This is a genomic window from Allochromatium warmingii, from assembly GCF_900107145.1.
Classification (GTDB): domain Bacteria; phylum Pseudomonadota; class Gammaproteobacteria; order Chromatiales; family Chromatiaceae; genus Thermochromatium; species Thermochromatium warmingii.
Map to the genome: position 1 here is coordinate 21,226 of NZ_FNOW01000019.1, position 23,150 is coordinate 44,375.

Annotated in this window: 19 protein-coding genes and 3 pseudogenes; 12 read left to right on the top strand and 10 right to left on the bottom strand. The window is 57.8% G+C overall.

The annotated features are described in order from the left end of the window. Nucleotides 1-7: 7 nt before the first annotated feature. The 6 genes and pseudogenes from recA to BLW10_RS07380 form a co-directional block, all read left to right on the top strand. A pseudogene (recA, locus tag BLW10_RS14425) lies at nt 8-619 on the top strand (recombinase RecA); the annotation flags it as partial. Further along, a pseudogene (locus BLW10_RS14475) lies at nt 611-856 on the top strand (intein-containing recombinase RecA); the annotation flags it as partial. The pseudogenes recA and BLW10_RS14475, both read left to right, overlap by 9 nt. Before the next feature lie 204 nt (nt 857-1,060). Next, nucleotides 1,061-1,492 (top strand): annotated as a pseudogene (locus BLW10_RS14430) (recombinase RecA family protein); the annotation flags it as partial. A gap of 72 nt (nt 1,493-1,564) precedes the next feature. After that, nucleotides 1,565-1,984: a regulatory protein RecX gene (locus tag BLW10_RS07370; RefSeq protein WP_091333575.1), complete on the top strand. Its 420-nt coding sequence runs from the start codon at nt 1,565-1,567 to the stop codon at nt 1,982-1,984. A 51-nt stretch (nt 1,985-2,035) separates the two neighbouring features. After that, nucleotides 2,036-4,639, top strand: coding sequence for an alanine--tRNA ligase (alaS, locus tag BLW10_RS07375; RefSeq protein ID WP_091333528.1), 2,604 nt, complete (start codon nt 2,036-2,038; stop codon nt 4,637-4,639). A gap of 227 nt (nt 4,640-4,866) precedes the next feature. Continuing rightward, nucleotides 4,867-5,451: an isochorismatase family protein gene (locus BLW10_RS07380; protein ID WP_091333529.1), complete on the top strand. Its 585-nt coding sequence runs from the start codon at nt 4,867-4,869 to the stop codon at nt 5,449-5,451. Here the strand turns inward: BLW10_RS07380 and waaA are convergent. The 3 genes from waaA to recO are packed head-to-tail and all read right to left on the bottom strand — an operon-like array spanning nt 5,355 to nt 8,251. Further along, the gene (gene waaA, locus BLW10_RS07385) at nt 5,355-6,740 is read right to left on the bottom strand and encodes a lipid IV(A) 3-deoxy-D-manno-octulosonic acid transferase (RefSeq protein ID WP_091333531.1); all 1,386 of its coding nucleotides are present in this window, start codon (nt 6,738-6,740) and stop codon (nt 5,355-5,357) included. The genes BLW10_RS07380 and waaA overlap by 97 nt on opposite strands. 1 nt (nt 6,741) lies before the next feature. After that, complete coding sequence (gene pdxJ / locus BLW10_RS07390; RefSeq protein WP_091333533.1) at nt 6,742-7,509, bottom strand: pyridoxine 5'-phosphate synthase; 768 nt, start codon at nt 7,507-7,509, stop codon at nt 6,742-6,744. A 10-nt stretch (nt 7,510-7,519) separates the two neighbouring features. Next, nucleotides 7,520-8,251 carry a DNA repair protein RecO gene (gene recO / locus BLW10_RS07395; RefSeq protein ID WP_091333535.1) on the bottom strand — a complete coding sequence of 244 codons (732 nt, stop codon included), beginning with the start codon at nt 8,249-8,251 and terminating at the stop codon, nt 7,520-7,522. A 178-nt stretch (nt 8,252-8,429) separates the two neighbouring features. Between recO and BLW10_RS07400 the strand changes: the two genes are divergently transcribed. From BLW10_RS07400 to BLW10_RS07410, 3 genes are all read left to right on the top strand, one after another. Next, nucleotides 8,430-9,305, top strand: a complete 876-nt coding sequence (locus BLW10_RS07400) for a PA4780 family RIO1-like protein kinase (protein WP_091333537.1) — start codon at nt 8,430-8,432, stop codon at nt 9,303-9,305. 53 nt (nt 9,306-9,358) lie between these two features. Beyond that, the gene (locus tag BLW10_RS07405; protein WP_091333539.1) at nt 9,359-10,996 is read left to right on the top strand and encodes a hydrogenase large subunit; all 1,638 of its coding nucleotides are present in this window, start codon (nt 9,359-9,361) and stop codon (nt 10,994-10,996) included. 315 nt (nt 10,997-11,311) lie between these two features. Beyond that, nucleotides 11,312-12,568 (top strand): hypothetical protein, encoded by a 1,257-nt coding sequence (locus tag BLW10_RS07410; protein WP_091333541.1) that lies wholly within the window; start codon nt 11,312-11,314, stop codon nt 12,566-12,568. A 92-nt stretch (nt 12,569-12,660) separates the two neighbouring features. Here the strand turns inward: BLW10_RS07410 and BLW10_RS07415 are convergent, their stop codons facing one another. From BLW10_RS07415 to BLW10_RS07440, 6 genes are read right to left on the bottom strand one after another with little or no spacing between them, the layout of a single operon-like run. Next, on the bottom strand, nt 12,661-13,449 hold the full coding sequence (locus BLW10_RS07415; RefSeq protein WP_091333543.1) for a glycine zipper domain-containing protein: 789 nt from the start codon (nt 13,447-13,449) through the stop codon (nt 12,661-12,663). A 16-nt stretch (nt 13,450-13,465) separates the two neighbouring features. Then, complete coding sequence (locus tag BLW10_RS07420) at nt 13,466-15,115, bottom strand: SUMF1/EgtB/PvdO family nonheme iron enzyme (protein ID WP_091333545.1); 1,650 nt, start codon at nt 15,113-15,115, stop codon at nt 13,466-13,468. Next, nucleotides 15,108-16,325 carry an FtsX-like permease family protein gene (locus tag BLW10_RS07425; protein ID WP_091333547.1) on the bottom strand — a complete coding sequence of 406 codons (1,218 nt, stop codon included), beginning with the start codon at nt 16,323-16,325 and terminating at the stop codon, nt 15,108-15,110. Before BLW10_RS07425 ends, BLW10_RS07420 begins: the two co-directional genes overlap by 8 nt. Before the next feature lie 2 nt (nt 16,326-16,327). Next, the gene (locus BLW10_RS07430; protein WP_091333549.1) at nt 16,328-17,062 is read right to left on the bottom strand and encodes an ABC transporter ATP-binding protein; all 735 of its coding nucleotides are present in this window, start codon (nt 17,060-17,062) and stop codon (nt 16,328-16,330) included. After that, nucleotides 17,062-19,041, bottom strand: coding sequence for a vWA domain-containing protein (locus BLW10_RS07435; RefSeq protein ID WP_091333551.1), 1,980 nt, complete (start codon nt 19,039-19,041; stop codon nt 17,062-17,064). Before BLW10_RS07435 ends, BLW10_RS07430 begins: the two co-directional genes overlap by 1 nt. A gap of 2 nt (nt 19,042-19,043) precedes the next feature. Then, nucleotides 19,044-20,693, bottom strand: a complete 1,650-nt coding sequence (locus BLW10_RS07440; RefSeq protein ID WP_091333553.1) for a protein kinase domain-containing protein — start codon at nt 20,691-20,693, stop codon at nt 19,044-19,046. A 196-nt stretch (nt 20,694-20,889) separates the two neighbouring features. Between BLW10_RS07440 and bchZ the strand changes: the two genes are divergently transcribed. Then, nucleotides 20,890-22,335, top strand: coding sequence for a chlorophyllide a reductase subunit Z (gene bchZ, locus BLW10_RS07445; RefSeq protein WP_091333555.1), 1,446 nt, complete (start codon nt 20,890-20,892; stop codon nt 22,333-22,335). A gap of 53 nt (nt 22,336-22,388) precedes the next feature. Here bchZ and BLW10_RS13990 read toward each other — a convergent pair whose 3' ends face one another. Next, nucleotides 22,389-22,559, bottom strand: coding sequence for a hypothetical protein (locus BLW10_RS13990; protein WP_177169015.1), 171 nt, complete (start codon nt 22,557-22,559; stop codon nt 22,389-22,391). A gap of 156 nt (nt 22,560-22,715) precedes the next feature. Between BLW10_RS13990 and pufB the strand changes: the two genes are divergently transcribed. Beyond that, entirely contained in the window at nt 22,716-22,856 is a 141-nt protein-coding gene (pufB, locus tag BLW10_RS07450) for a light-harvesting antenna LH1, beta subunit (protein ID WP_091333557.1), read from the top strand. A gap of 79 nt (nt 22,857-22,935) precedes the next feature. Then, nucleotides 22,936-23,133 (top strand): light-harvesting antenna LH1, alpha subunit, encoded by a 198-nt coding sequence (gene pufA / locus BLW10_RS07455; RefSeq protein ID WP_091333559.1) that lies wholly within the window; start codon nt 22,936-22,938, stop codon nt 23,131-23,133. Nucleotides 23,134-23,150 lie beyond the last annotated feature (17 nt).

Below are 23,150 nucleotides of genomic sequence, written 5' to 3' on the forward strand. Positions count from 1 at the left end.
GACCTGAATGGACGAGAACCGCAAGAAGGCGTTGGCCGCTGCGCTGACCCAAATCGAAAAGCAGTTCGGCAAAGGCTCAGTGATGCGCATGGGCGATGTCGGAGCTGTGCGCAACATTGAGGCGATTTCAACTGGTTCGCTCGGTCTGGATCTGGCGTTGGGGATCGGCGGGGTGCCCAAAGGGCGCGTGATCGAGATCTATGGCCCTGAGTCCTCGGGCAAGACAACGCTGACGCTGCATATCATCGCTGAGTCGCAGAAACTCGGCGGCACGGCGGCCTTTGTCGATGCTGAACATGCGCTCGATCCGGTGTATGCCGAAAAGCTCGGCGTCAATATGACGGATTTGTTGGTTTCGCAGCCGGACACCGGCGAGCAGGCGCTGGAAATCACCGATATGTTGGTGCGCTCAGGCGCGGTGGATATTGTTGTCGTGGACTCGGTGGCGGCGCTGACGCCCAAAGCTGAGATCGAAGGCGAGATGGGCGACTCGCATGTCGGGCTGCAAGCGCGGTTGATGTCGCAAGCACTGCGCAAGCTCACCGGCAATATCAAACGCTCTAATTGCTGCGTGATTTTTATTAATCAAATCCGCATGAAAATTGGCGTGATGTTTGGCTGTTTTGATTATCACGCTCGCGTCGTCTTAGCGGATGGTACGACACGCGCAATCGGTGAAATCGTCGAGCAGCGTTTACCAGTTGAGGTGCTGTCGATGAATCCCAGCACGGGCAAACTGTCGCCTTGTCAGGTAGTGAATTGGTTCCGCAACGGCGAAACGGATGAATGGCTTGATCTCGACATCGCGTCCCCTGACGGTATTACGACGCATCGTTTAACTTGTACGTCGAATCACCTTATTTTCACACCAAACGGAACCTGTCCTGCGGGCGAACTAGTTGCAGGTGATGAAGTCATGGCGGCTTTTGAGGGTAACATGCACTCTGCGCGTCTGGTGCAGATCGCATCTCGACCTGCTGCACCCGATCAACGCGAACGCTTTGACCTCGAAGTCGCTGGCAATCATAGCTATCTTGTCGATCATGTGGCGGTGCATAACTCACCAGAAACCACAACCGGCGGCAATGCCCTCAAATTTTATGCCTCAGTTCGGCTCGATATTCGTCGTACCGGCGGCATTAAAAAAGGCGATGAAGTCATTGGCAATGAAACCAAAGTTAAGGTCGTTAAAAACAAGGTCGCGCCGCCATTCCGCCAAGCTGAATTTGACATTCTTTACGGTCAAGGTATTTCACGCGAAGGTGAAATCGTTGATTTAGGCGTCGCTGAAGGTTTTATCGACAAATCCGGTGCTTGGTATAGTTACGAGGGCACACGCATCGGGCAGGGCAAAGATAACGCCCGTAACTTCTTGTGCGAAAATCGCGAGCTGGCCCGCACCATCGAAGCCCGCATCCGCGACAAGCTGCTGCCCAAAGATGGCGTCGAAGCACCAGCGGAAACCGATGCCCTTGAGTCACCGGAGGATTGATCTCTGAACGGCGCGGCGCAGGATGATCGGGATGCAGCGGGCGCAGCCGACGCCATCGATGAGGCGGTGCGCGTGTCCTTGCGCTTGCTAGTCGCCCGCGAGCATTCGCGGCTGGAACTGACCCGCAAGCTTCAGGCACGCGGTCATCGCGCCGAGGCCATCGGCGGCGCGTTAGAGCGTCTGATCGACGACGGCGCACTCGATGAAGCGCGGCTGGCAGCACACTATGTCGCCGAACGCGCCGCCAAAGGTTTTGGCCCGCAACGCATCCGCGCCGAGTTACGCGACAAGGGACTCGCCGCCGACCTGATTGAGCGTCACTTGCAACCGATGCACGACACTTGGCCGGAGCTGTTGGCGCAGACCCATGCGCGGCGCTTCGGCTCCTCACCACCCAGTGACCATTCCGACTATGGCAAACGTGCCCGTTTTCTCGAACAGCGTGGCTTTACGCCCGATGCGATCCGGCGGCTGCTGCGTTTTCCTGACTGATGCACATTGATTCAAGCCGTGCGGCGTGCGCGGTTCATTCGAGAGTTTTCCATGACCACCAGTGCCGAGCTTCGAGCAAGCTTTCTTGATTATTTCGCGCAACAGGGACATGAGCGGGTGGCGTCTAGCCCGTTGATTCCGGCTAACGATCCGACCCTGTTGTTTACCAATGCCGGGATGGTGCAGTTCAAGGATGCGTTTTTGGGCCGCGAGCGCCGCGCCAATCCGCGTGCCGTTAGCTCGCAACGCTGCGTGCGTGCCGGTGGCAAGCATAACGATTTGGAAAATGTCGGCTATACCGCCCGTCATCACACCTTTTTTGAGATGTTGGGTAATTTCAGCTTTGGCGATTATTTCAAGCGCGAAGCCATTGAATATGCGTGGGATTATCTGACCCGCGTGCTGGCGCTGCCGCCGGAACGTCTGTGGGTGACGGTGTTCGAGGACGACGACGAGGCCGCGAATATTTGGCTCAAAGACATCGGCGTCGATCCGCGTCGTTTTTCGCGCTGCGGGGCGAAAGATAATTTCTGGTCGATGGGCGACACCGGCCCCTGCGGCCCGTGCTCGGAGATTTTTTACGATCACGGCCCGCATATCCTCGGCGGCCCGCCCGGGTCGCCCGATGCAGACGGCGACCGCTATGTCGAGATCTGGAATCTGGTGTTCATGCAGTTCAACCGCGATGCTGAGGGGAATATGACCCCGCTGCCGCATCCGTCAGTGGATACTGGCATGGGCTTAGAACGGCTCGCGGCGGTGATGCAGGGTGTGCAGAGCAATTATGAGATTGATCTATTTCGGCATTTGATCGACGCGGCGGCGCAAGCGACTGGCTGCACCGATCTGGCGAACAAATCACTGCGCGTCATCGCCGATCATATTCGCTCGACGGCGTTTTTGATTATCGATGGGGTCACGCCGGGCAACGAAGGGCGCGGCTATGTATTGCGCCGCATCATGCGCCGCGCCATTCGGCATGGCTATCAACTCGGTTGCACCACGCCCTTTTTTCACAGCTTGATCGAACCGCTGGCCCGCGAGATGGGCGACGCCTATCCCGAACTGCGTACCCATCAGGCGCATGTCGAACGCTTGGTAAAGCTTGAAGAGGAGCGTTTTGCTGAGACCCTTGAACACGGAATGCGCTTGCTCGATGAGGCGATTGCGCATCTGAACGGCACGCAGATTGGCGGCGAGACCGTGTTTAAGCTCTATGACACCTATGGATTTCCGGTCGATCTGACCGCCGATATTGCCCGTGAACGCGGTTTGACGCTCGATCTGGTCGGCTTTGAACAGGCGATGGCGCAGCAAAAAGCCCGTGCGCGGGCGGCGAGTCATTTTGGCGCGAGTCAGGCGCACGAGATTCAGATTCAGGGTGAAACCGATTTCTGCGGTTATGAGCGGCTGACCGCTGATGCAACCGTGGTCGCGCTCTACCGCGACGGCACATCCTGCGATGTGTTGGAGACGGGCGAGGCGGGAATTGTGATTCTCGATCTCTCGCCGTTTTATGGCGAATCCGGCGGTCAGGTCGGCGATCAGGGCTGGCTGACGACGGAGAGCGCCCGCTTTGCGGTGCAGGATACGCAGAAAAAAGGCGATGGCGTGCTGGTGCATCTTGGGCGCGTTGAGAGCGGGCCGTTGACGGTCGGGGATCGCGTTGAAGCGCGGGTCGATGGCGAGCGGCGGCGGGCAACGGCGCTCAATCACTCGGCGACTCATTTGCTTCACGCTGCGCTGCGCGAGGTGTTGGGGACGCATGTGCAGCAAAAAGGTTCGCAAGTCGGCCCCGAGCGGTTGCGCTTCGATTTTGCGCATTTTGAGCCGCTGTCTCGTGAGCAGGTGTTGACCATCGAACGGCTGATTAACCGCGAAGTGCGGGCTAATCATCTGGTCGAAACCCGCATTATGAGTTTGGAAGATGCCAAAGCTACCGGCGCGATGGCGTTGTTTGGCGAAAAATATGCCGATCAGGTGCGGGTGTTGCGCATGGGTGAGTTCTCGACCGAACTCTGCGGCGGCACGCATGTGAAGGCGGTCGGCGATATTGGCTTGATTAAGATTCTCTCTGAAAGCGGTATTGCTGCTGGTGTGCGCCGCATTGAGGCGGTGACCGGCGCGACGGCGTTGGAGTGGATCGAAGCGGATGAAGAGCGTTTGTTGCGGCTTACTGGGTTGCTTAAAGGCGGACGTGATGACATCGACGAGCGTGTCACTCAGTTGCTCGACCGTGCTCGGCGATTGGAAAAAGAACTCGATCAGCTCAAGGCTAAAGCAGCCAGTTCTGCCGGGCAGGATCTCGCGGCGCAAGCGATTGAGATTCAAGGCATCAAGACGCTGGCGGCGCGGCTCGATGGCGCTGATTCTAAAAGCCTGCGCGTCACGCTCGATCAACTGAAAGATAAGCTCGGTAGTGCGGTGATCGTGTTGGCGACCGAAACCGATGGCAAGGTCAGTCTGATTGCTGGTGTGACTAAAGATCTGACTGACCGGCTTCAAGCTGGGGAGTTGATCCGCGAAGTCGCCGAGCAGGTCGGCGGCAAGGGCGGCGGGCGTCCCGATATGGCGCAAGCTGGCGGCACCAATCCGGCTGGATTACCTGCTGCGTTGGCGCTGGTGTCCGGCTGGGTCAAGGCGCGGCTGGGTTGATGGTTATGAGCGTTGTCTTGCTGCGCTTTTCAGTTTTTTGCCGCTGAAAGCGCGGAATTACGCAGAAAAATCTTTTCGGGTGACGAATTTTTAGCTTCGCTTGCTCCTAACGCCGCCCATCGTGCAAACTCCAGTGATTCCGAGGTGAGCACGGCGCTTGCTGCAAACGCCGGTTGCGCACGCGGGATATTCACATCACAACAACAATTTCGGAGGACACCCCGACTATGAGCCTTCAGCCCGCTCAAATGCCCTTGTGCCAACGCGCTCTGTCGCAGTTACTGATCATCGACGCACAAGAACGCCTCGCCGCCGCGATGCCGCCAGATGAACTCGAACAGGTCGTCGCTAACATCAATCGCCTGATTACCGCCGCGAAAGTGCTCGATATTCCGGTCATCGCTACGCAGCACAATTCCAAAGGTCTCGGCCCGATCATCGAATCCATCGGCACAAATATGCCGAAAGTTCACGAACCGACCGAAAAAACCGCCTTTTCCTGCTGCACTGCGCCGGGCTTTGAGCGCAACATTTCCTCGCATCCCGACCGGCGACAGCTGATCGTCGTCGGTATGGAAGCGCATATTTGCATTGCCCAAACCGTCTCCGGCCTGCAACGCTGGGGCTATCAGGTGTTTGTCGCGGCTGATGCGATTATTTCGCGCAAAACCGCCTATAAAGACAATGTGTTAGCGCGGATGCGGCAGGGTGGTATTCAGGTCGTCTGCACGGAATCAGTCGGGTTTGAATGGCTCGGCGATTCGACCGACGCGCAATTCCGCGAAGTCTGGTCGCTATTCAAAGGCGCTTGAACCGCCGCCGCTAACCAGGGCGCGAGCGCAATGAACACGCGCTGAAGCGCCCCACGCTGCGCAGCAACCACGGCCCGACCGCGTGCGCCCATCTCAGCTCGGCGTTCCGATGACGCAAGCAGGGTGCGTACCGCGTCACTCAGGGTCGCGGTATCGCTGATGCGCCGCGCCGCGTGCGCATCCAGCAGCCACGCGCTGATCGTCGCAAAGTTGAAGGTGTGCGGCCCGACGAGGATCGGAACGCCCGAGGCCGCCGCTTCCAGCGGATTATGTCCGCCGGTCGGCATCAGACTGCCGCCGATGAACGCCACATCACTCGCCGCCAACCACAGCGGCAGTTCGCCCATTCGATCCCCCAAATAGACCGCTTCGTGCGCGGCAACGGGACGTTCAGCACTGTGCCGAGTGTAGGCCAAGCCTTGCCGTTCGATGAGCGCGGCTACCGTTTCAAAGCGTTCGGGATGACGCGGTACCAGCACCAGCAGCGCATCCGGCCATTGCGCCAGCACCTGTTGATGCGCCTCTAGCACCGGCAACTCTTCACCGGCGTGCGTGCTGGCCGCGATCCACACCGGACGCGCCGCGCCCCAGTTCTGACGGATCGCTGCTGCGCGGGCTGCCAAATCCGCTGCTTGCGGTTGATCGAACTTCAGATTGCCAGTCACGATGACGCGCTCAGGCGGCGCACCGAGCGCGATGAACCGCTCGGCATCAGCGGTCGCCTGTGCCGCAATCAGCGTCAATCGCGCCAGCGCCGAGCGCGTGAGCGATCCCAGCCGTGCATAGCCGCGTGCCGAGCGTTCCGACAGTCGCGCATTGATCAGCGCCACCGGAATCGCCCGTTGTTCGAGCACCGCGAGCAGATTCGGCCAGATTTCCGTTTCCAGAATGATGACAAGTTTCGGCTGCACCGCATCGACCAAGCGCCCCATCATCACCGGCAGATCAAACGGCAGATAACGCTGCGGGATCGTCTCCCCGAACAGCGTCCGTAGGCGTTCGGCTCCGGTCGGGGTGGTAGTGGTCACTAGCAGCGACGGCGCAGGCGTTGTCGCTAGTAATTGCCGGAGCAGTGCTTCTGCCGCCTGCACTTCACCGACTGAAACCGCGTGGATCCAAATATCTGCGCGGGGTGTGTGACTGCGCCGACTGGCCAGCCGCTCGCCGAGGCGGTGCCGATACCCAGGCTGAACACGTCCGCGCCACAGCAGTCGCGCCAGCGCCAGCGGTAGCGCCAGCCACCACAGCACACTGTAAAGCCGTCGCGCCCTTCGGTCAGCGCCGCTCACGTCACACCGCCGCCCGTTCGGCAGCAGCGCGTGTCATGATCGATTTCATATCGCGCACCGCTTGATCGAGTCCCGAAAACAGCGCCCGCGCTATGATCGAATGCCCGATATTGAGTTCGCGGATGCCAGCAATCGCTGCAATCGCACTGACAGTATGATAATCAAGTCCATGTCCAGCATTGACCTGAAGCCCCAGCGATAGCCCCAGCTCGACCGCCGACTGGATACGGGCTAACTGTGCAGCGCGTTCCGGTGCGGTCGCTGCATCGGCATAGTGTCCAGTATGAATCTCGATCACCGGCGCACCAACAGCATGGGCGGCTTCGATTTGGCGCGGATCGGCGTCGATAAACAGCGACACGCGAATCCCCGCCTCAGCTAACCGCGCACAGAAATCGCGCATCAGCTCGGGACGACTGGCCACATCGAGTCCACCTTCGGTGGTCAATTCTTCGCGCCGTTCGGGAACCAGACAGCAATCAGCCGGGCGAATGCGGCAGGCAATGTCACCCATTTCGGGCGTTACCGCCATTTCCAGATTCATGCGCGTCTGCAAGATGCCGCGCAACAGCTCGACATCCCGATCTTGAATATGTCGCCGATCTTCGCGCAGATGCAGCGTGATCGCGTCAGCTCCGGCGTGTTCGGCGACTAACGCGGCTTGAATCGGCTCAGGATAGCGGGTGCCGCGTGCTTGGCGCAGCGTGGCAATATGGTCGATATTGACGCCGAGCAGCAGTGCGTGAGCAGGGTATAACAGCGATGACATGATTTTTTTATTAGCTCTCGTGAAGGTGGTGAGCGGCAAACCAGTGCCGGTACAGCTCGCGGCTGTGGAGCGGTCGCCCGCCAAGATAGGGTTCAAGCACCATGCGCAACAGGGTACGAGCCTCGCGGCGCTGTGTCGCGTCTAACGGTGCGCTTTGCGCCAGAGCTAACAGCGTCGCGCCGGAAACAAGCGGGCCATGTCGCCGTTCGGACGGATAACACGGCCCGCAGTCGCACACATAGGTATAGACCTGAGTCGGCTGAATCGGCGCTCCATCATCCACCACCCGTTCCAGCGTCAGCCCGTAACCAAGTTCGGCAAGCAGGTGACATTCAAAATGACGCAGTGGCGTTTCCAGTTCCGGGGTCGCGGCCAGTTGCGCAAGCGTCGCTTGATAGAACACAAATAGCGCCGGATGCGGATCGTGACGAGCGAGCAGGCGCATCAGCAGTTCATTAAGATAAAACCCTGCAAGCAAGGCTGGCCCGTGCAGCGCAAGCGGTGGGCTGACTTCTTCAATGGTGGTCAGGGTTTGTATCGCCCCGCGTCCACGACACGCAAGCCACAGCGGTTGAAACGGTTGCAATAGGGCGCTGGTGTGCTGATGTGGGCGGCGGGCACCTCGCGCAATCGCCGCAATCCGGCCCGAAGTATCACCGAATAGCTCAAGCAGGAGACTGGTGTTGCTGTATTCACTGCGTTTGAGCACGAAGGCGAGGAAGAGTGGAGCAGAGGTGGGCATAGGTCTGGTTTATGATAAAGCTTTTATCTGGTCACGAAACTTCCACTTGACCGACTCAGTGGAAAACTGGCCCTCTTCTATTCCACTGTACGTAACCAAAACGGAGGATGCGAGATTGGCGGCTTAACGGCGCTCTGCCTCCCCGTCAGTCAAGGACGGGGTTTCTCGCGCAAGATTGATGAAAATTCCCAAACGTCTCGAACCACTCGTTCAGGAAGGACTGATTGATGCTGTCCTCGGCTCGCTCAAAAGCGGCAAGGAAGCAGCCGTGTATGTGGTGCGTGCCGAGGGGGTCATCCGCTGCGCCAAGGTCTATAAAGCGGTCGATCAACGTGGTTTTCACAAGCAGTCGCTGTATCGCGAAGGGCGGCAGGTGCGTAGCAGTCGTCAAGCGCGGGCGATGGCAAAAGGCTCGCGCTATGGTCGCCAAGAACAGGAAGATGTGTGGCAAAACACCGAAGTCGATGCGCTCTATCGTCTGGCGGCGGCTGGAGTGCGGGTGCCGCAGCCGGTCAATTTCATCGACGGCGTGTTACTGATGGAGCTGATTACTGACGCCGACGGCGAGGCCGCGCCCCGACTCAACGATCTGGAATTAGCGCCCGAGCAAGCGCGGGCCTATCACGCTTCACTGATCGCTGATGTCGTCAAGATGCTGTGTATCGGCTTAATTCATGGCGATCTCTCTGAATTTAACATTCTGGTCGATGCGCACGGGCCGGTGATTATCGACCTGCCGCAAGCCGTCGATGCCGCCGCCAATAATCATGCGCCCTGGATGCTCAAGCGTGATGTGGCTAATCTGGCAGCATATTTCGGTCAATTTGCCCCGGAACTTCTAACCACCAGCTATGGCGAGGAAATCTGGCATCTGTACGAACATGGCCATTTGACGCCCGAAATCAGCCTCACGGGTCATTTCAAAGGTCAGCATCGCACGGTCGATCTCGATGGCCTGCTCCACGAAATCCACGACGCCGATGCAGAAGAAATGCGCCGTCGCCAGTTGGCTCAGGATAGCGATCCGCTCGATGCTGAATCAGTTTCGCAGTGAGCCGATCTTCGCCCGCCATCCCTCAGTTTTTAGCTGACTTGCCATCATTCGCCATGACCGATTCGCACATCTCGCCAACGCTTACCCCGCAAAATTGGCTGCACGACTATCGCATACGTTTGCATGAATGCGCTGTGCATGTCTGCGCTGATGAACCCCTTTCCCCCGCGCAGCGCATGATCTTAGATGCAAACGATTGGGAACCCGCCGCCCGTGTTGCCGCTGAATTGGGCGCACGTCATGCCGGTGTGTGGGTCGATCCACTCGATACCGCTGCCGATCTCGCTAATCACGCCGAACCACGGCTGCGCGTGATGGCCTGTCTGGAACGCGATGGCGCCTATCTGTTGCTGGAAACCGAAGTGCCATTGCAGCAACCGCATCTGGCTTCGCAAGCGCGGCATTTCCCCGGAATCAGCCGTCTGGAGCGCCACGCGCACGATCTCACCGGCATGATTTGGCATGACGCGCCCGATTCCCGCCGTTGGACGCGCCATCAAGCCTGGCCCGAAGCGTGTTTCCCCTTGCGGGCTGACTCGTCCATAAATGGCGAACTGCCTGGACGCACCCCAGCCGATGCGGATTATCCGTTTTTAGCGCCGCTCGGCGGTGGCACCTATGAAGTGCCGGTCGGCCCAGTTCACGCGGGCATCATCGAACCGGGACAGTTTCGCTTTCAGGCGATGGGCGAGGATGTGCTCCGGCTCGAAACGCGGCTCGGCTATGTTCATCGCGGTGTTGAAAAGCGTGCCGTTGGGCGCGATCCCGCCGGATTAGCGCGACTGGCTGGGCGGGTGTCGGGTGATTCGACTGTCGCCCATACTTGGGCGGCCTGTCAGGCGTTAGAACGGGCGTGCGGATGTACCGTACCGCCGCGTGCGTTGGCACTGCGGGCGCTGTTAGCTGAACGTGAACGCATCGCCAATCATCTCGGCGATATTGGCGCGATCTGCAACGATGTCGGATTTGCCTTTGCGCTGGCGCAGTGTTCGCGCCTGCGCGAGCAGTGGCAGCGCCGCTCGCACGCCCTGTTCGGACATCGCTTACTGATGGATGTCATCATTCCGGGCGGCATCGCGCCGGATCTCTCAGCAACTGGGTTCCAAACACTGCGGCAGGATCACGCCGCACTGCGGCAGGCGATTGAGCCGATTTTCAGCATCATCGAAGATCTGCCCGCACTCGACGACCGTTTGCTCACGACCGGCCGCCTCAGCACGGCGGATGCACGCGCCCTCGGCTGTACTGGTTATGTCGGCAAAGCCAGCGGCTTGGCGTTCGATGTGCGCCACGACAGTCCGTATCCGCCCTATGAACGGCTGCGGGTCGAGGTGCCGGTGCAGAGCGAAGGCGATGTCGCGGCGCGGCTGCGGGTGCGACTCGGCGAGGTGCGCGGCAGTCTGTGGATGCTGGAGCGGCTGCTTGACGATCTGCCAGCCGGTGAGATTCACACACCGCTACCCATGCCAACCGAGGCAGCCTGTGGTCTGGGGTTAATCGACGGATGGCGCGGTGAGGTGCTGAGTTTTGTGCGGCTCGATGCGGCTGGACGTATCGCCCGTTATATTCCGCGTGATCCAAGTTGGTTTACCTGGCCCGCATTGGAACGGTTAATTCTGGGTAACATCATTCCCGATTTTCCGGTTTGCAATAAATCAGTCAATGGATCGTATGCGGGGCAGGATTTGTAGGGTTAGCTGAACCGCGTGAGAGCTGCTAACTGATCGCTGATTTTTGCTCAAACGTGTTGACAGATGCTTAGGATGAGCATTGCTTGAGACCGCTAACAGCGGTTCAACGACGAGCTGATAGAGGACATTGCAAGTGGCCAGACTTCGGTTTGGCGCTTTACCGCAAGGGGATGAAACCTCTGGAGAGCTTGATCGATTGAGGGAATCCGGCGCTACTGAGCGTCAAGGGCTTGAGTTGGGCGGTTCGCCGCGTCAACCAAGTGCAGATAAATCCATTGAGCAAGTTCGCTCAAGTTAAATGGAGCAGCATAAGCCATGCAACATCACACATCTCATTCAATCACTATTAATTTGATCGCCGCTGCACTGTGTTCAACGTCGCTGTTGAGTGCATCAGCGTTCGCCCAAAGCTGCCCGTCCGGAAGCGGCGGGAATATCTTTAATTTATCGCTCTGTGTTGATGGTGAAGTCGCCAGTATTGGTGGCAATACGATTGAAGGCATTCTCGATCAGATCGACACCGACGCCCTCAAACAACGCTTTGCCAATTATGATGAAGACACAGCAGCCGGGGAATTTCGCCTCGATCTGCGCGGCTTACCGGTGACACTGTCCTACGGGCAAAATTCAAGTCAACTGGTGTTTGCCGTGCCCAGCATTGGCATCAATGAAGTGTTCGATGGTGGAACACGCGATGCCAGCAACGATTTGCTAGAAGATTATATTAAAAAGAACGGCGATTCGATTCTGAAAAAACTTACCGAAGTGTCGCCGATTGATCCAGTTGCGGGTAATCCAGCGAGTTTGCAAAGTCAAATGGCCGCTGGTGATTTTAGTGCTGGCGTTGATGCCGTGACTGATACGTTAGCGCCCGGTAGCTCTTTTGGTGTTGCCGCACGCTTTGGTAGCTACACGATTGATGGCTTAACGCAAAATATTTTCACGCTGCCGATTTCCTATAGCTACACCTTTGCCAATTATGATCGCTTGATTGTTCGCGCACCTATTACCTATATGGAAGTCGATGGCGCTGAATCCTATCAAGGCAGCATTGGCTTAGGCTATCGGAAAAATATTTTACCAAATTGGTCAGTCACACCCGCAATCAATTATGGTATCACTGGTTCAGCAGATCTGGGTGCAGCCGGTCAAATCTTCTCAGCTTCGGTGACCAGTGATTTATTGCTGTTCGCCAGTGATAAATTCCGCATTAATATGGGGAATATGGCTGGTTATTATCTAAGCATTCCAACTAGTGTTAGCGATTATAGTGTTGATTACGATCTGGAAAACACTATGGTGCGCAATGGTTTGCTGGTGTCGATGCCATTGCAAAAAAGTTTCTGGAATCGCGAATTTAGCGTCGATTTCTTTGTTACCGATACGCGCTTTTTTGGTGATGCGCTCTATTCTGAATATTATCAGGAAATCGGCATCAGCATTGGCCCTATGCGTTCCAGAAGCAAGATGGAGCCAAATGTTTCCTCGCATCCCTTCGGTCTGGGGATTAAATACACCACCGGCGATGGTGATGTTGAAGGGTTCGAGCTGAATTTTGCCTACCGCTTCTAAACGCATTGCGCTTGTATTCATCCTGCGCCTGATTATCACCTGATGACCAAACAGGCAAACAGGCGCTGGATGATCGCTTGTAACAATTCCTGCTAGGCTTCCACAACACTCACCGCAATCTTATCTAACGCATCGAGCGATTTACGGTAGCTATCGAGTTCTTTTTCAAGCGACCGCGTTTTTGTTGCCCCTTTGCTTTTTAAATCTTGGTGCGCTTGTTTATACATCGCATATTGATCGCGTGCGCCCTGTGCGGCTTTTTTCGTGACATCGCGGTTGCTCCATACACGCGCTTTAACCTGCTTGAGTTCAGCTTCAGTTACTTTGCCGCGTTTATGGCGCGATTCGATATCGGCTAACCGTTTTTTATCCGCTGCAACCACCGCTTTTGCTTCAGCAATCAGCGCATTTAACTCCCGATTTGAGCCGCGAACATCGGCGGTAATTGACTCTAATTGCTCCTCTTGTTTGGAATATTGTTTCTGTTTATTGGCAACATACATGCCGGCTAAGGCGCCGAGTCCAGCGCCGACAATGGCGCCACCAACGGCATCTTCAGCATCGCCGCCCGCAACTAATCCAATAGCGGTGCCAGTGACTGCACCAATTAACGCACCCTGCCAAACGGTTCGATCAAATTTGCGACTGCGTTCGCGAAGCGCTTGTTCTGAAGGGCTAAATTCGCCGGTATAGCCGTAATTATCAGCCGGTTTTAACAATTCAAATGCACCGACTAAAAATCGGTTGCCGACCTCTGGTGGCGCACGATTTAAATTCAGTCCGGCGTCAGTCAGCGTATTACAGCCAGCCAGCAACGTTAAACTGGCAGCAGTCGTAATAGATGTCATCAAGGTGCGGGTTTTTTTAGTGTTCGTGTTCATTGGCATTCGACCAGTATTACGGTGATACAGGTTCAGCGTGAAGCAGCTCTTGCTGCCAAACGGTTTTATCAACCGCTCGCGTTTGATGATACGCCTGTAAATGCGTGACAAACACCCGTAGATACGGAATCAGATAGGTGTTGTGTTTTGCGGTGAGTTCAGCTTCAACAACGGGTTGCTGCGTGTTAATTTCAGTGTCGAGATAATCCATTCCGACATTGACCGTCATATCAGCATAATAGCCGACGCTATTCGCAAGGCTGGTTTCAATCTCTTGCATGGATTCCTGCCAGTTTGTTTGTTTTTCTTCCAGTTTGGCGCGGGCTTGATCGAGTAAGCGCCGTCCTTCTGGGTCATTTTTAACGCGATCACGTAAGTCTTCAAAGCGATCTTGTGCCATTTTTTGTAGCTGTTTGAGCACTTCGGCGCGTTTGATGTCGGTGACAACACGTTTGCCCATGAATGCGCCAGTGCGTAATAAGGCGCGTAATGCACGCTGCCGCGCTTCATTGATCGCCGATTGTGACTGCTCTAAATCGCGCTGGATGATTTCCAAGCGCGTGCGCATGACCGAATCTGGAGTTTGCAATGACAGCGTTTTGAGTTGGGTCAAGGCTTGCATTGCATCGACGCCGGTTGTGCCAGCCATAACCGGCAGATCTTTCCAAGAATCTTTAATTGCATTGAGCCGTTCATTGGAGACAATCACTGGCGCAGTTAATAATAGCCGAAAGCCGAGGCTATCTAAACTTTTAGCGCGTCCGCTCTTGGCATCAAAATAATTGTGTTCTTGACGCCAGGCTGCGCCAAGCTGAATCTCCGGGGTAAAAATATCACCGCCGCGACTGACAAAACCGCCAGCTTGTCCATGGGTGCGGCCATGTCGATCTAAGCGAAATGGCGATAAGGTTAATTCGGCGGCGTTGCCGAGAATATCATGTAGACCGAGCGGATTTGGTTTTAATAATCCAGTTGGGCGTAATTTGCCGCCTGCTGATCCGGAGCTTTCGTACCACGCATAATCAGCCAGTTCACCGTCTGGCATGATAAAGCGAGTGGCGAGAAAATCCGCAGCATCGACAGCTAATCCGCCGCGTGCGGCAAATTCCCATTCTTCTTCTGTTGGTAAGCGCAAAAAGCCGGGTTCTTGATCTTCATGCGGTAACGCATCGCGGGCATGGGTTAAAAGCCATTCGGTGAATTGACGCGCAAAGGCAACGGCATCAAACCAGCTCATGCCAGTGATTGGCTGACGACCGCGCATTCCGACCTGTGGGCAGTCTTTGTCCATCAGTGTCGCGTATTGATCGCGGGTGACTTCGTATTTGCCGATATAATATAAACGAGCGGCTTTATTGCGATCACTAAATGAACCAGCGATATAACTTAAACGCCGACCTTCTTTATAACCGCGCTCACTGTTGCTGTCGCCTAATTCGACCGGCTGGTCATCAAGCCAATCAGCGGCGGGAATATCTACTGGCCTAAAAGTCATGGCGCCACCGCAGGGCATCGGTAGAATTAAATCAGCGGGTTGCGCGGCCGTAGCGGGTTGCGGGTTATAGAATTTTTCTGACCAAGTCATCGCGTTGTCTGCCGCGTTTGCTGCGCTGGACAATAAATACGCGAGACTCACAGCCAGCCAGATCGAGTGATTTTTACACATTTCGCACTCCTTCAGCAGGTTCAATACGCGCCGCTCGCCATCCGGCCCAAGCCGCCGCGATGACTGCGCCAATTAGGGTCGCGGCGAGCGCCAGCAAAATATGTTGCGGTAAGAGCCGACAAATCGCCTCGCTGGGGCGCAAGCTGGCAGCAAACCAGGTGTTCAGCAGCATTGACAGCGGCCAATAGAGCAGCAACGCGGCCAGTGCCGCTGCGGTCGCGATCAGCACTGCTTGCGCTACTGGATACAGGATCAAGCTGGCGGTGGGAAAGCCGATCAGCCTAATAATGCTCAGTTCGCGCTGTTTGCGCTCGACTGTGGCGACCAGACTCGCGGCCAGTGACGCGACCAAGCCGATCAGTCCGAGCGCGGCGATGAGCCAAAACACGCGCCCTAAATTGCGGTCAAGTGCGTGCAGGGCGGCGATCTCGGCGAGTTGACTGCGCACGCTGATACCCTCGGCGGTCAAATCCGCTTCCAAACGCGCCACATCATTGAGGCTCGCGGCATAGAGCCGAAAACGGGCGAACTGGCGCGAGGTCGGCGCGGGCGCGGTGCCGCTCCAGCCGAGCGCGGCGACCGCCACGCCATCGCGGTAATCTTCAGTGGCAATCAACAGCTCGAGCGGCACCAGCGCCGCATCTTCGGAGAGTGTCGCAGCGGGGAGAATGGCGACGACGCGCACTGTCCAGGTAACGAACTCGGGTTGACCGGAGCGGGTGCGGGCGATGCGGGCGATGAGCGGCCCCGGCTCGGTCAAATCGAGCGCACGGGCGGCACTGGCTGAGAGCACGATTTCGGCCATCCCCTGCGGCACCGGCTGGTCGGCGGTCAGCAGCGGATCGCCGGCCGCCGTTGGGATCATCTGTAGCGCCGTCGCGGTGCGTCCCGACGCTGGATTGTGGAGATGACTCAGGCTGGCGCTGATGCGGCGGGTGTTGGGCACAATGAAAGCGACATCGGGACGCGCCGCCATCTGCGCAAACCATGCGGCCTCATAATGGCGACTGCCGACCGCGATCACCTCACGATTGGCGGGAGCGGTCAGCAGGCGCGTGGTCAGGGTGTCAATCAGCCCGAACTTGAGCGCGAACAAAATCAGCAATGGAGCCAGCACCGCCAGCAGCGCCAGCACCTGACAGAGCGTGAGCCGCCGTTCATAGACGACATCACGATACGCAAGGTACAGCAGCTCGCGGGTAGCAGACATCTTCACGTCCAAAAATAAGCTTGGGTGCCGCGTGCTGTGCTCGCCAGCCGATGATTGAGCACGCGCACGCCGGTTATCGGTTCATCGTCCCAATCATGGGTTGCGATCACAGCCGCCGTTCCGCTCTCGCGCACCAGTTCGAGCAGCAGTTCGCGGATGATCTGGGCGTTGCGCGGATCGAGCGATGCGGTTGGCTCGTCGGCGAGAATCACCGCTGGTTGATGGGCCAGCGCCCGCGCAATGGCTACGCGCTGACGCTCGCCAAGTGATAACTGACGCGGGTAAGTATCCAGATGCACGGTGATCTGCAAGCGGGCGGCGAGCGGGCCGATCATCGCTGTTGCGTCACGTCCCAGCAGGCGAGCGGTCAGGCCGATATTCTCGCGCACGGTCAAAAACGGTAGCAGCCCGCCGGTTTGCAAAATGTAGCCGAGATGATGACGGCGGAGCGACGCGAGCGCATCGTATTGGCCGCGCTGCCAATGCGCCCAGAGATCGACCGGCGCGGCGGTGGTGGGCGGCTGAAAAACAAAGCACTCGGCCGCATCAGGTCGTAGCGCCAGCGCCAGCAAATCGAGCAGCGTGCTTTTGCCGCAGCCACTCGCGCCGCGCAACAAGATGATCTCACCAGCGTGTAGCTCAAAGGTCGGGACATGCAGACTAAAGCTGCTGCCGGTCGAACGCCGCTGTTTCACCAGAGCGCGGCAACAATAGACGGGAGTTGCCGCGCTGGTCATTAGGGCAGCGCATCCAGCGGAATGGTCGTTACCGCCTCACCTTTGGGCGCATCGGGCAGCAACGACACCCAACGGTCGGTTTCATCGTGAATCTGACGATAGAGGCGGATTTTTTCCTCAATCGCGTCGAGCACTTCTTGCTGTTCAGCGTAGGAACGCGCCAGCCAGCGGCTCTCGGTGAGATTCATAATCTGACTGGTGTAGGGCAAATCCTCTAGCCACGCGCCAATCTGACCGACATCCGCAAGCTCTTGCACCGCGATCTGATTGACGCGCTCCGGCTGCCGCGCCAGCACCGCTGCCGCGCCGCGCAGTTGGGTGAAGAAATCTTTCGGCGTCATAAAGGTTTGCTCGCCAGCCTGAAAAATCGCTTGCAGCGTTTCCTGTAAATCGCTGAGTTGATTTTTAGTAATCAGCACGCGCACTTCCAGCGGGCGTTGACTTGGATTGGCTAAATCGCCATCAGCAACCCACGCATCAATCAGACTCGGCGCACGCACGCCTTGCCGTCGTCCCAAATACGCCAGTTGAATGGCGCGACTGACGAGCGCAGTTTTGCGGGCGATTTCAGTCTGTGCTGGGTTTGTCTGTGCGATATCCGGTTCAGGCACAGTTGTATGATCAGCGTGGACGCTTTCCAGATGGGCGAGCACGGCATCAGCCAGTGCATCAACCTGCGCCCCATAGGACGCAATCGAGCCACCTTCGACCGGAAAATAGAGATGCTCATCACCCCAGCGACTGAGCGCACGATATTGCGCGGCGGCGCGGGCGTGATTGTTACGACCTTCGGGCGTCAACAGATGGAGCGTCGCAATGGCGATCTTGCTGCCGCCGTGCTCTTGATCCTTGTCTTGCGCGAGCAGTTGCAACCGTTCCGGGCCAAGCCGAGTGCGGGCCAACGGATCGGTAGCATCGAGCGCCCCAGCATCGGTAATCAAGACGATAAAGCGCCCGGCATAGCCGCTCCAGTCGATCTGTTCGAGTGCCTCGTAAATCCCCGCGAACGCATCTTCATCAAACCGCTTGCTCGACACCCGCGCCGGTTCGACCTGTCCCAGTGCGGCGAGAAAATCGTCTGTACTGGTATCAGTCAGCGGCGACACGATGCGCGTCACATATTCCAGTCCGGGTGTGGCATCGATGTTGCTGCGATAGGCGACCGCGCCGAACCCCAGTGCGGTGCGCATCGGCGAATCTTTCAGTCGGTTATAAATCCGCCGCACTGCGCTCTGCGTGCGTTCGATATATGGCCCCATTGAAATCGTCGTGTCGATGACGAACACGATTCCGACGCGATAGTCGTCAGCAGGTGTCGCGACGGCTGGACGGGCAGCACGGGCGAGCGGTTGCGGGGTGTCGGGTTGCAGCGTGACGGCGGCGACATTGAGCAGGGTCGTCGTGTGTCCCGATTCTAAAAAGACCTCTTCATGCGCGAGAATCGGCAGCAGATAAAACTGACTGTTGGGATCAACATAGGTCTCCGGCTCGCTGGCAATCACCGGAAACTCCTCCGGCAGCGAACCGCGCTGAATCGCCGTGCGCAAATCCGCATTGCGGGCGGCGGGTTGCGCCGATTCCAGCAGTTCGAGCAGCGGTTCGCGTTCGCGGAAAAATAGCGCCGGTTCACGACCGCCGGTGCGGTTAAAGGCGACAGTCAGCGTTTGTCGCCAGTCGATGACCTGCGCGGCGGGAAGCCAAGCGGTTTTAGCATCTTTTGCTGCGCTGCCGACTTCGACCCAATCGGCGCGACGTTGATAGACATAGAGCACGGTCAGGGGCGGCACTGGCTGACCGCCAGTGGTCGGCGCGGGGCTGGCGCTCAAGATCGCGCCTGGACGGGTGAGCACCCGTTGATAGAGTCCGGGTTTGCCATCGAGATTCAGGGCATCGCGGGCGTAGGCGATGCTAGTTAATCCCACGATGAGGCCGAATGCCACGCCAAGCTGTAGGCGTCGCTGCAATAGTCGTTGATTCACGGTCAGTTACTCCCGCGTGAGCGCAACGCATCTAAACGCGCCCTTGCTTCGACAATGCCCGCAGCGGCAGCGCGTTCGTACCAGGCTCGCGCCCGCTCAGGGTTGGGTTTGGATAACGGCGACGTGGTTGTTGACCAGTATAGAGGATCGTAAAACTCACCGAGGGCAAACAGTGCCGGGCCGAAATTGGCTTGTGCCAAACTGCGCAACACGGCAAATGCTGGATCTAAGCGCCCGCTGGTGTGAAGCTGTTTGGCGAGCGTCCACAGGGTTTCGGTTGGAATCGCTTGCTGTTCGGCTAACTGTGTTTCGACCAGCGCGAAAGCGGCATCAAGTTGACCGGCGGCGATCAGCGCATCAAGTTGTGGTGGTTGTGGTGGCGGTGGCGTGCTCGGTGCAGGTGCTGGCGCGGGTTGCGGCGGCGTCTCAGCGACGAGCGGCGCGGGTGGTGGTTGCGGTAAATCAGGCTTGGGCGTCGATGCGGGAAGCGGAGTCGGTTCCGGCTCTGGAACTGTAACCGGAGTTGGAGCCGTGAGCGTGGATGTTGGCGCTGAAATCGGCTCAGATGGCAGATTCGGCACCCAATAGAACGCATAAAATGCACCGCCGCTGAGTGCGGCCACAACCCCAGCGCCGGTTATCAGCAACGGCCAGCGCCGCGCCGCAGCGGATGTCACTGTTGATGATGGTGATGATGACGATGATTCAGGGACGATAAAAACCGTCGCGTCACTGGAACGCGGCAGCGGCGGTGCTGAATGAAGCGCCAGCGGCTGTGACCAGCAATCCAGCAACGCCTCAATCGTGCTCGGACGGTCGGCGGGATTTGGTTGCAGCATCAACGCCAGCGGTGTGCGCAAGTGCTCAGGCAGGGCGCTCAAATCCGGCACTTCACGCCGTTTATGGATCGCTTCACTGAGCGAATTGCCCATATCGAGCGGCGTACCCAGTGCCGCCGCGACGATGATCAATCCCAAGCTATAAATATCCGTTCGGGCGTCGATCTCCATGCCGTAGAGTCCGAATTGCTCGGGTGCGGCATAGCGATATTTGCCGGCAAACGACGTGCCGATGATCGTCCCTTGATTAGGCGCAGTCAGCTTGCACAGCCCAAAATCGATCAACTTCGCCGAATCAATATGGCCATTTTGCAAAATGACATTATCTGGCGACAGATCGCGATGCACTGCGCCGCGTCGATGCGCTTCAGCTAAACCGGAGCACAGCCGGTCGCGCAGTCGCAACACCTCATCCGTCGTCAGCGGGCCATGCTTGAGCCGGTCGGCGAGCGATTCGCCCTCGACATACTCCATGACCAGATAATCGCGCCCTTGATCGTCGCGCACAAATCCATCGTAATTGACTATCGCCTCGTGGCGCACACCGCGTAGTACCATCGCCTCGCGATAAAACAAGCTCATCACTTGTTGATCGCTGGTCATCGCCGAGCGAATCACCTTGATCGCATGGGCGGTGCCGAGCGAGACATGCCGCGCTAAATACACCTCACCCATACCGCCCTGACCGAGACGTGATTCGACCAAATAGGTATTCACCAAGAGCGTCCCTGGCCCGATGGCGTCCTGAACCGGAATGCTGGTTGGCGTGAATTTCAGGGTCGCATCAGAAGGCGATAAATCGGCTTGGGTCATGGTATGCAGCCGTTAAACGATTGATAAACAGAGTTTTTTAGCCATCGCTTGCCGCCTGCTCCGAACCAACGTTCTGCCGCGTGGCGCGTGGCGCATCCTACACCAGCTTGATCGTGCGCGATAATCCCTGCCGTGCCGCTTGAGCACAGATCTGCACGACCGACCTTTTTAACTTCCACGCAGAAGGAATCTCTGAATGCTGATCCAAGACCTTGACCGCGCCGGCGGTTATTGGGGTGCCGTTTATGTTTTCACTGCCATCAAAGGCTTACAGGTGATTATTGACGGGCCAGTCGGCTGCGAAAATCTGCCCGTGACCGCCGTGCTGCACTATACCGACGGTCTGCCGCCGCATGAACTGCCGGTGGTGGTGACGGGACTGGGTGAAGAAGAACTCGGTCAGAGCGGCACCGAGCAGGCGATGCGCCGAGCATTTCAAACGCTCGACCCCAAACAGCCCGCCGTCGTCGTCACCGGCTCGATTGCCGAGATGATCGGCGGCGGTGTCACCCCCGAAGGCACCGGCATCGTGCGCTTTTTGCCGCGCACCATCGACGAAGATCAGTGGCAGAGCGCCAACCGTGCGATCTATTGGCTGTGGACACAGTACGGTCAAAAAAAAGGTGCCGCGAAAAGCAAAGCCAAGCCTCGCGCCGCTAACGCCAAACCGCGTGTCAATTTGATCGGCCCGATGTACGGCACCTTTAACATGCCCTCGGATCTAGCCGAAATTCGCCGCTTAGTCGAAGGCATCGGCGCGGAAGTCAATCTGACCTTCCCGCTCGGCAGTCATCTCGACGAGGTGCCGCGTCTCGCCGATGCTGATGTCAATATTTGTCTTTATCGTGAGTTTGGGCGCACCCTCTGCGAGGCGCTCGATAAACCCTATCTGCAAGCCCCAATTGGCTTGCACAGCACGACGAAATTCCTCCGTACCCTCGGCGAGCTGCTCGGACTCGATCCCGAACCCTTCATCGAGCGCGAAAAACACACCACGATCAAACCGATCTGGGATCTGTGGCGCTCGGTGACGCAAGACTTTTTCGGCACCGCCAGCTTTGGCGTCGCTGCCAGCGAGACGTACAGCCGAGGCCTGCGGCATTTTCTCGAAGATGAACTCGGCTTGCCCTGCACCTTCGCCTTTGCCCGTCGCCCGGGGGTCAAGATCGACAATGACACCATTCGCGCCGCTGTCCACGACAAACCGCCGCTGGTGCTGTTTGGCAGCTACAACGAGCGCATGTATCTGACCGAAAAGGGCGCACGCGCCACCTACATCCCCGCCTCTTTTCCGGGTACCGTGATTCGTCGGCATACTGGCACACCCTTTATGGGCTATGCCGGCGCGACCTATCTGGTACAGGAAGTCTGCAACGCGCTGTTTGATGCGCTGTTCCACATCATCCCGCTTGGGACGGAGCTGGATAAAGTCGAGGCCACCCCAGCGCGGATGCACCGTGAACTGCCCTGGGATGAGGACGCCCGCGCCCGCTTTGACCAGATCGTCGAGTCACAGCCGGTGCTCGTGCGCATTTCGGCAGCCAAGCGGTTGCGCGACGCTGCCGAGCGTGCCGCCCGCGCCGCTGGTGAAGACCGGGTGAGCGCCGAGCGGGTCGCGCACACCCAAGCGACGCTGGTTTAATTGATCTAGCGCAAATCAGGTGTAAATGTAGATTGACATTCGTGTCAGTCAAGCTAGACTGACACCTCGAATCCAGTCACCCCGACGGCGAGCCAAAGACCCAACAGAATGGTCAGGATCAAAGCGGCGGTAGACAGGCGTTCAGCGATTAGCGTGATATTCAGCCCGCTGCGGCGCTCTGGCACCCCAGCGGACTGAATCGAGCAGAATTTGACGAACCCCACAACCGCACAACAAAACGGGGTTCGGTCGATGAGAACACGCCCGTGTGATTCGGGTGGCTTCTCGGCGGCGGATGTCGCGATCCGCCGCGCCCCCAAGCTGCACGGGCTGAGTGCAGCGTAAACCCAGGCTTATCTCCAGATTCGGAGGATTACACAATGGCTAACACCAGCATGACCGGTCTGACCGAGCAAGAAGCACAAGAGTTCCATGGCATCTTCGTGCAGAGCATGACGGCCTTCTTTGGCATCGTCGTCATCGCACACATCCTCGCTTGGCTGTGGCGCCCCTGGCTGTAATTGTGGGTCGAGTTTCAGGCCACCACCGGCCACTTGACAACTGATCGAACCCATTACGCATTTATTCTAGGAGAAAACGATGATGTCACCTGATCTTTGGAAAATCTGGCTGCTGCTCGATCCCCGCCGCATCCTCATTGCCATCTTTGCCTTCCTGACCATCCTGGGTCTGGCGATCCACATGATTCTGCTGAGCACCGCTGAATTCAACTGGCTCGAAGACGGCGTTCCGGCCGCTACGGTCCAGCAAGTGACGCCTGTCGTTCCCCAACGGTAATCGCGTCCTTGACGGGG

Excerpts from the sequence above, each read along its gene's own strand:
- alaS (WP_091333528.1), top strand. The coding sequence starts at position 2,036 with ATGACCACCAGTGCCGAGCTTCGAGCAAGCTTTCTTGATTATTTCGCG.
- BLW10_RS07380 (WP_091333529.1), top strand. The coding sequence starts at position 4,867 with ATGAGCCTTCAGCCCGCTCAAATGCCCTTGTGCCAACGCGCTCTGTCG.
- pdxJ (WP_091333533.1), bottom strand. The coding sequence starts at position 7,509 with ATGTCATCGCTGTTATACCCTGCTCACGCACTGCTGCTCGGCGTCAAT.
- recO (WP_091333535.1), bottom strand. The coding sequence starts at position 8,251 with ATGCCCACCTCTGCTCCACTCTTCCTCGCCTTCGTGCTCAAACGCAGT.
- BLW10_RS07400 (WP_091333537.1), top strand. The coding sequence starts at position 8,430 with ATGAAAATTCCCAAACGTCTCGAACCACTCGTTCAGGAAGGACTGATT.
- BLW10_RS07405 (WP_091333539.1), top strand. The coding sequence starts at position 9,359 with ATGACCGATTCGCACATCTCGCCAACGCTTACCCCGCAAAATTGGCTG.
- BLW10_RS07410 (WP_091333541.1), top strand. The coding sequence starts at position 11,312 with ATGCAACATCACACATCTCATTCAATCACTATTAATTTGATCGCCGCT.
- BLW10_RS07415 (WP_091333543.1), bottom strand. The coding sequence starts at position 13,449 with ATGAACACGAACACTAAAAAAACCCGCACCTTGATGACATCTATTACG.
- BLW10_RS07420 (WP_091333545.1), bottom strand. The coding sequence starts at position 15,115 with ATGTGTAAAAATCACTCGATCTGGCTGGCTGTGAGTCTCGCGTATTTA.
- BLW10_RS07425 (WP_091333547.1), bottom strand. The coding sequence starts at position 16,325 with ATGTCTGCTACCCGCGAGCTGCTGTACCTTGCGTATCGTGATGTCGTC.
- BLW10_RS07430 (WP_091333549.1), bottom strand. The coding sequence starts at position 17,062 with ATGACCAGCGCGGCAACTCCCGTCTATTGTTGCCGCGCTCTGGTGAAA.
- BLW10_RS07440 (WP_091333553.1), bottom strand. The coding sequence starts at position 20,693 with ATGACCCAAGCCGATTTATCGCCTTCTGATGCGACCCTGAAATTCACG.
- bchZ (WP_091333555.1), top strand. The coding sequence starts at position 20,890 with ATGCTGATCCAAGACCTTGACCGCGCCGGCGGTTATTGGGGTGCCGTT.
- pufB (WP_091333557.1), top strand. The coding sequence starts at position 22,716 with ATGGCTAACACCAGCATGACCGGTCTGACCGAGCAAGAAGCACAAGAG.
- pufA (WP_091333559.1), top strand. The coding sequence starts at position 22,936 with ATGATGTCACCTGATCTTTGGAAAATCTGGCTGCTGCTCGATCCCCGC.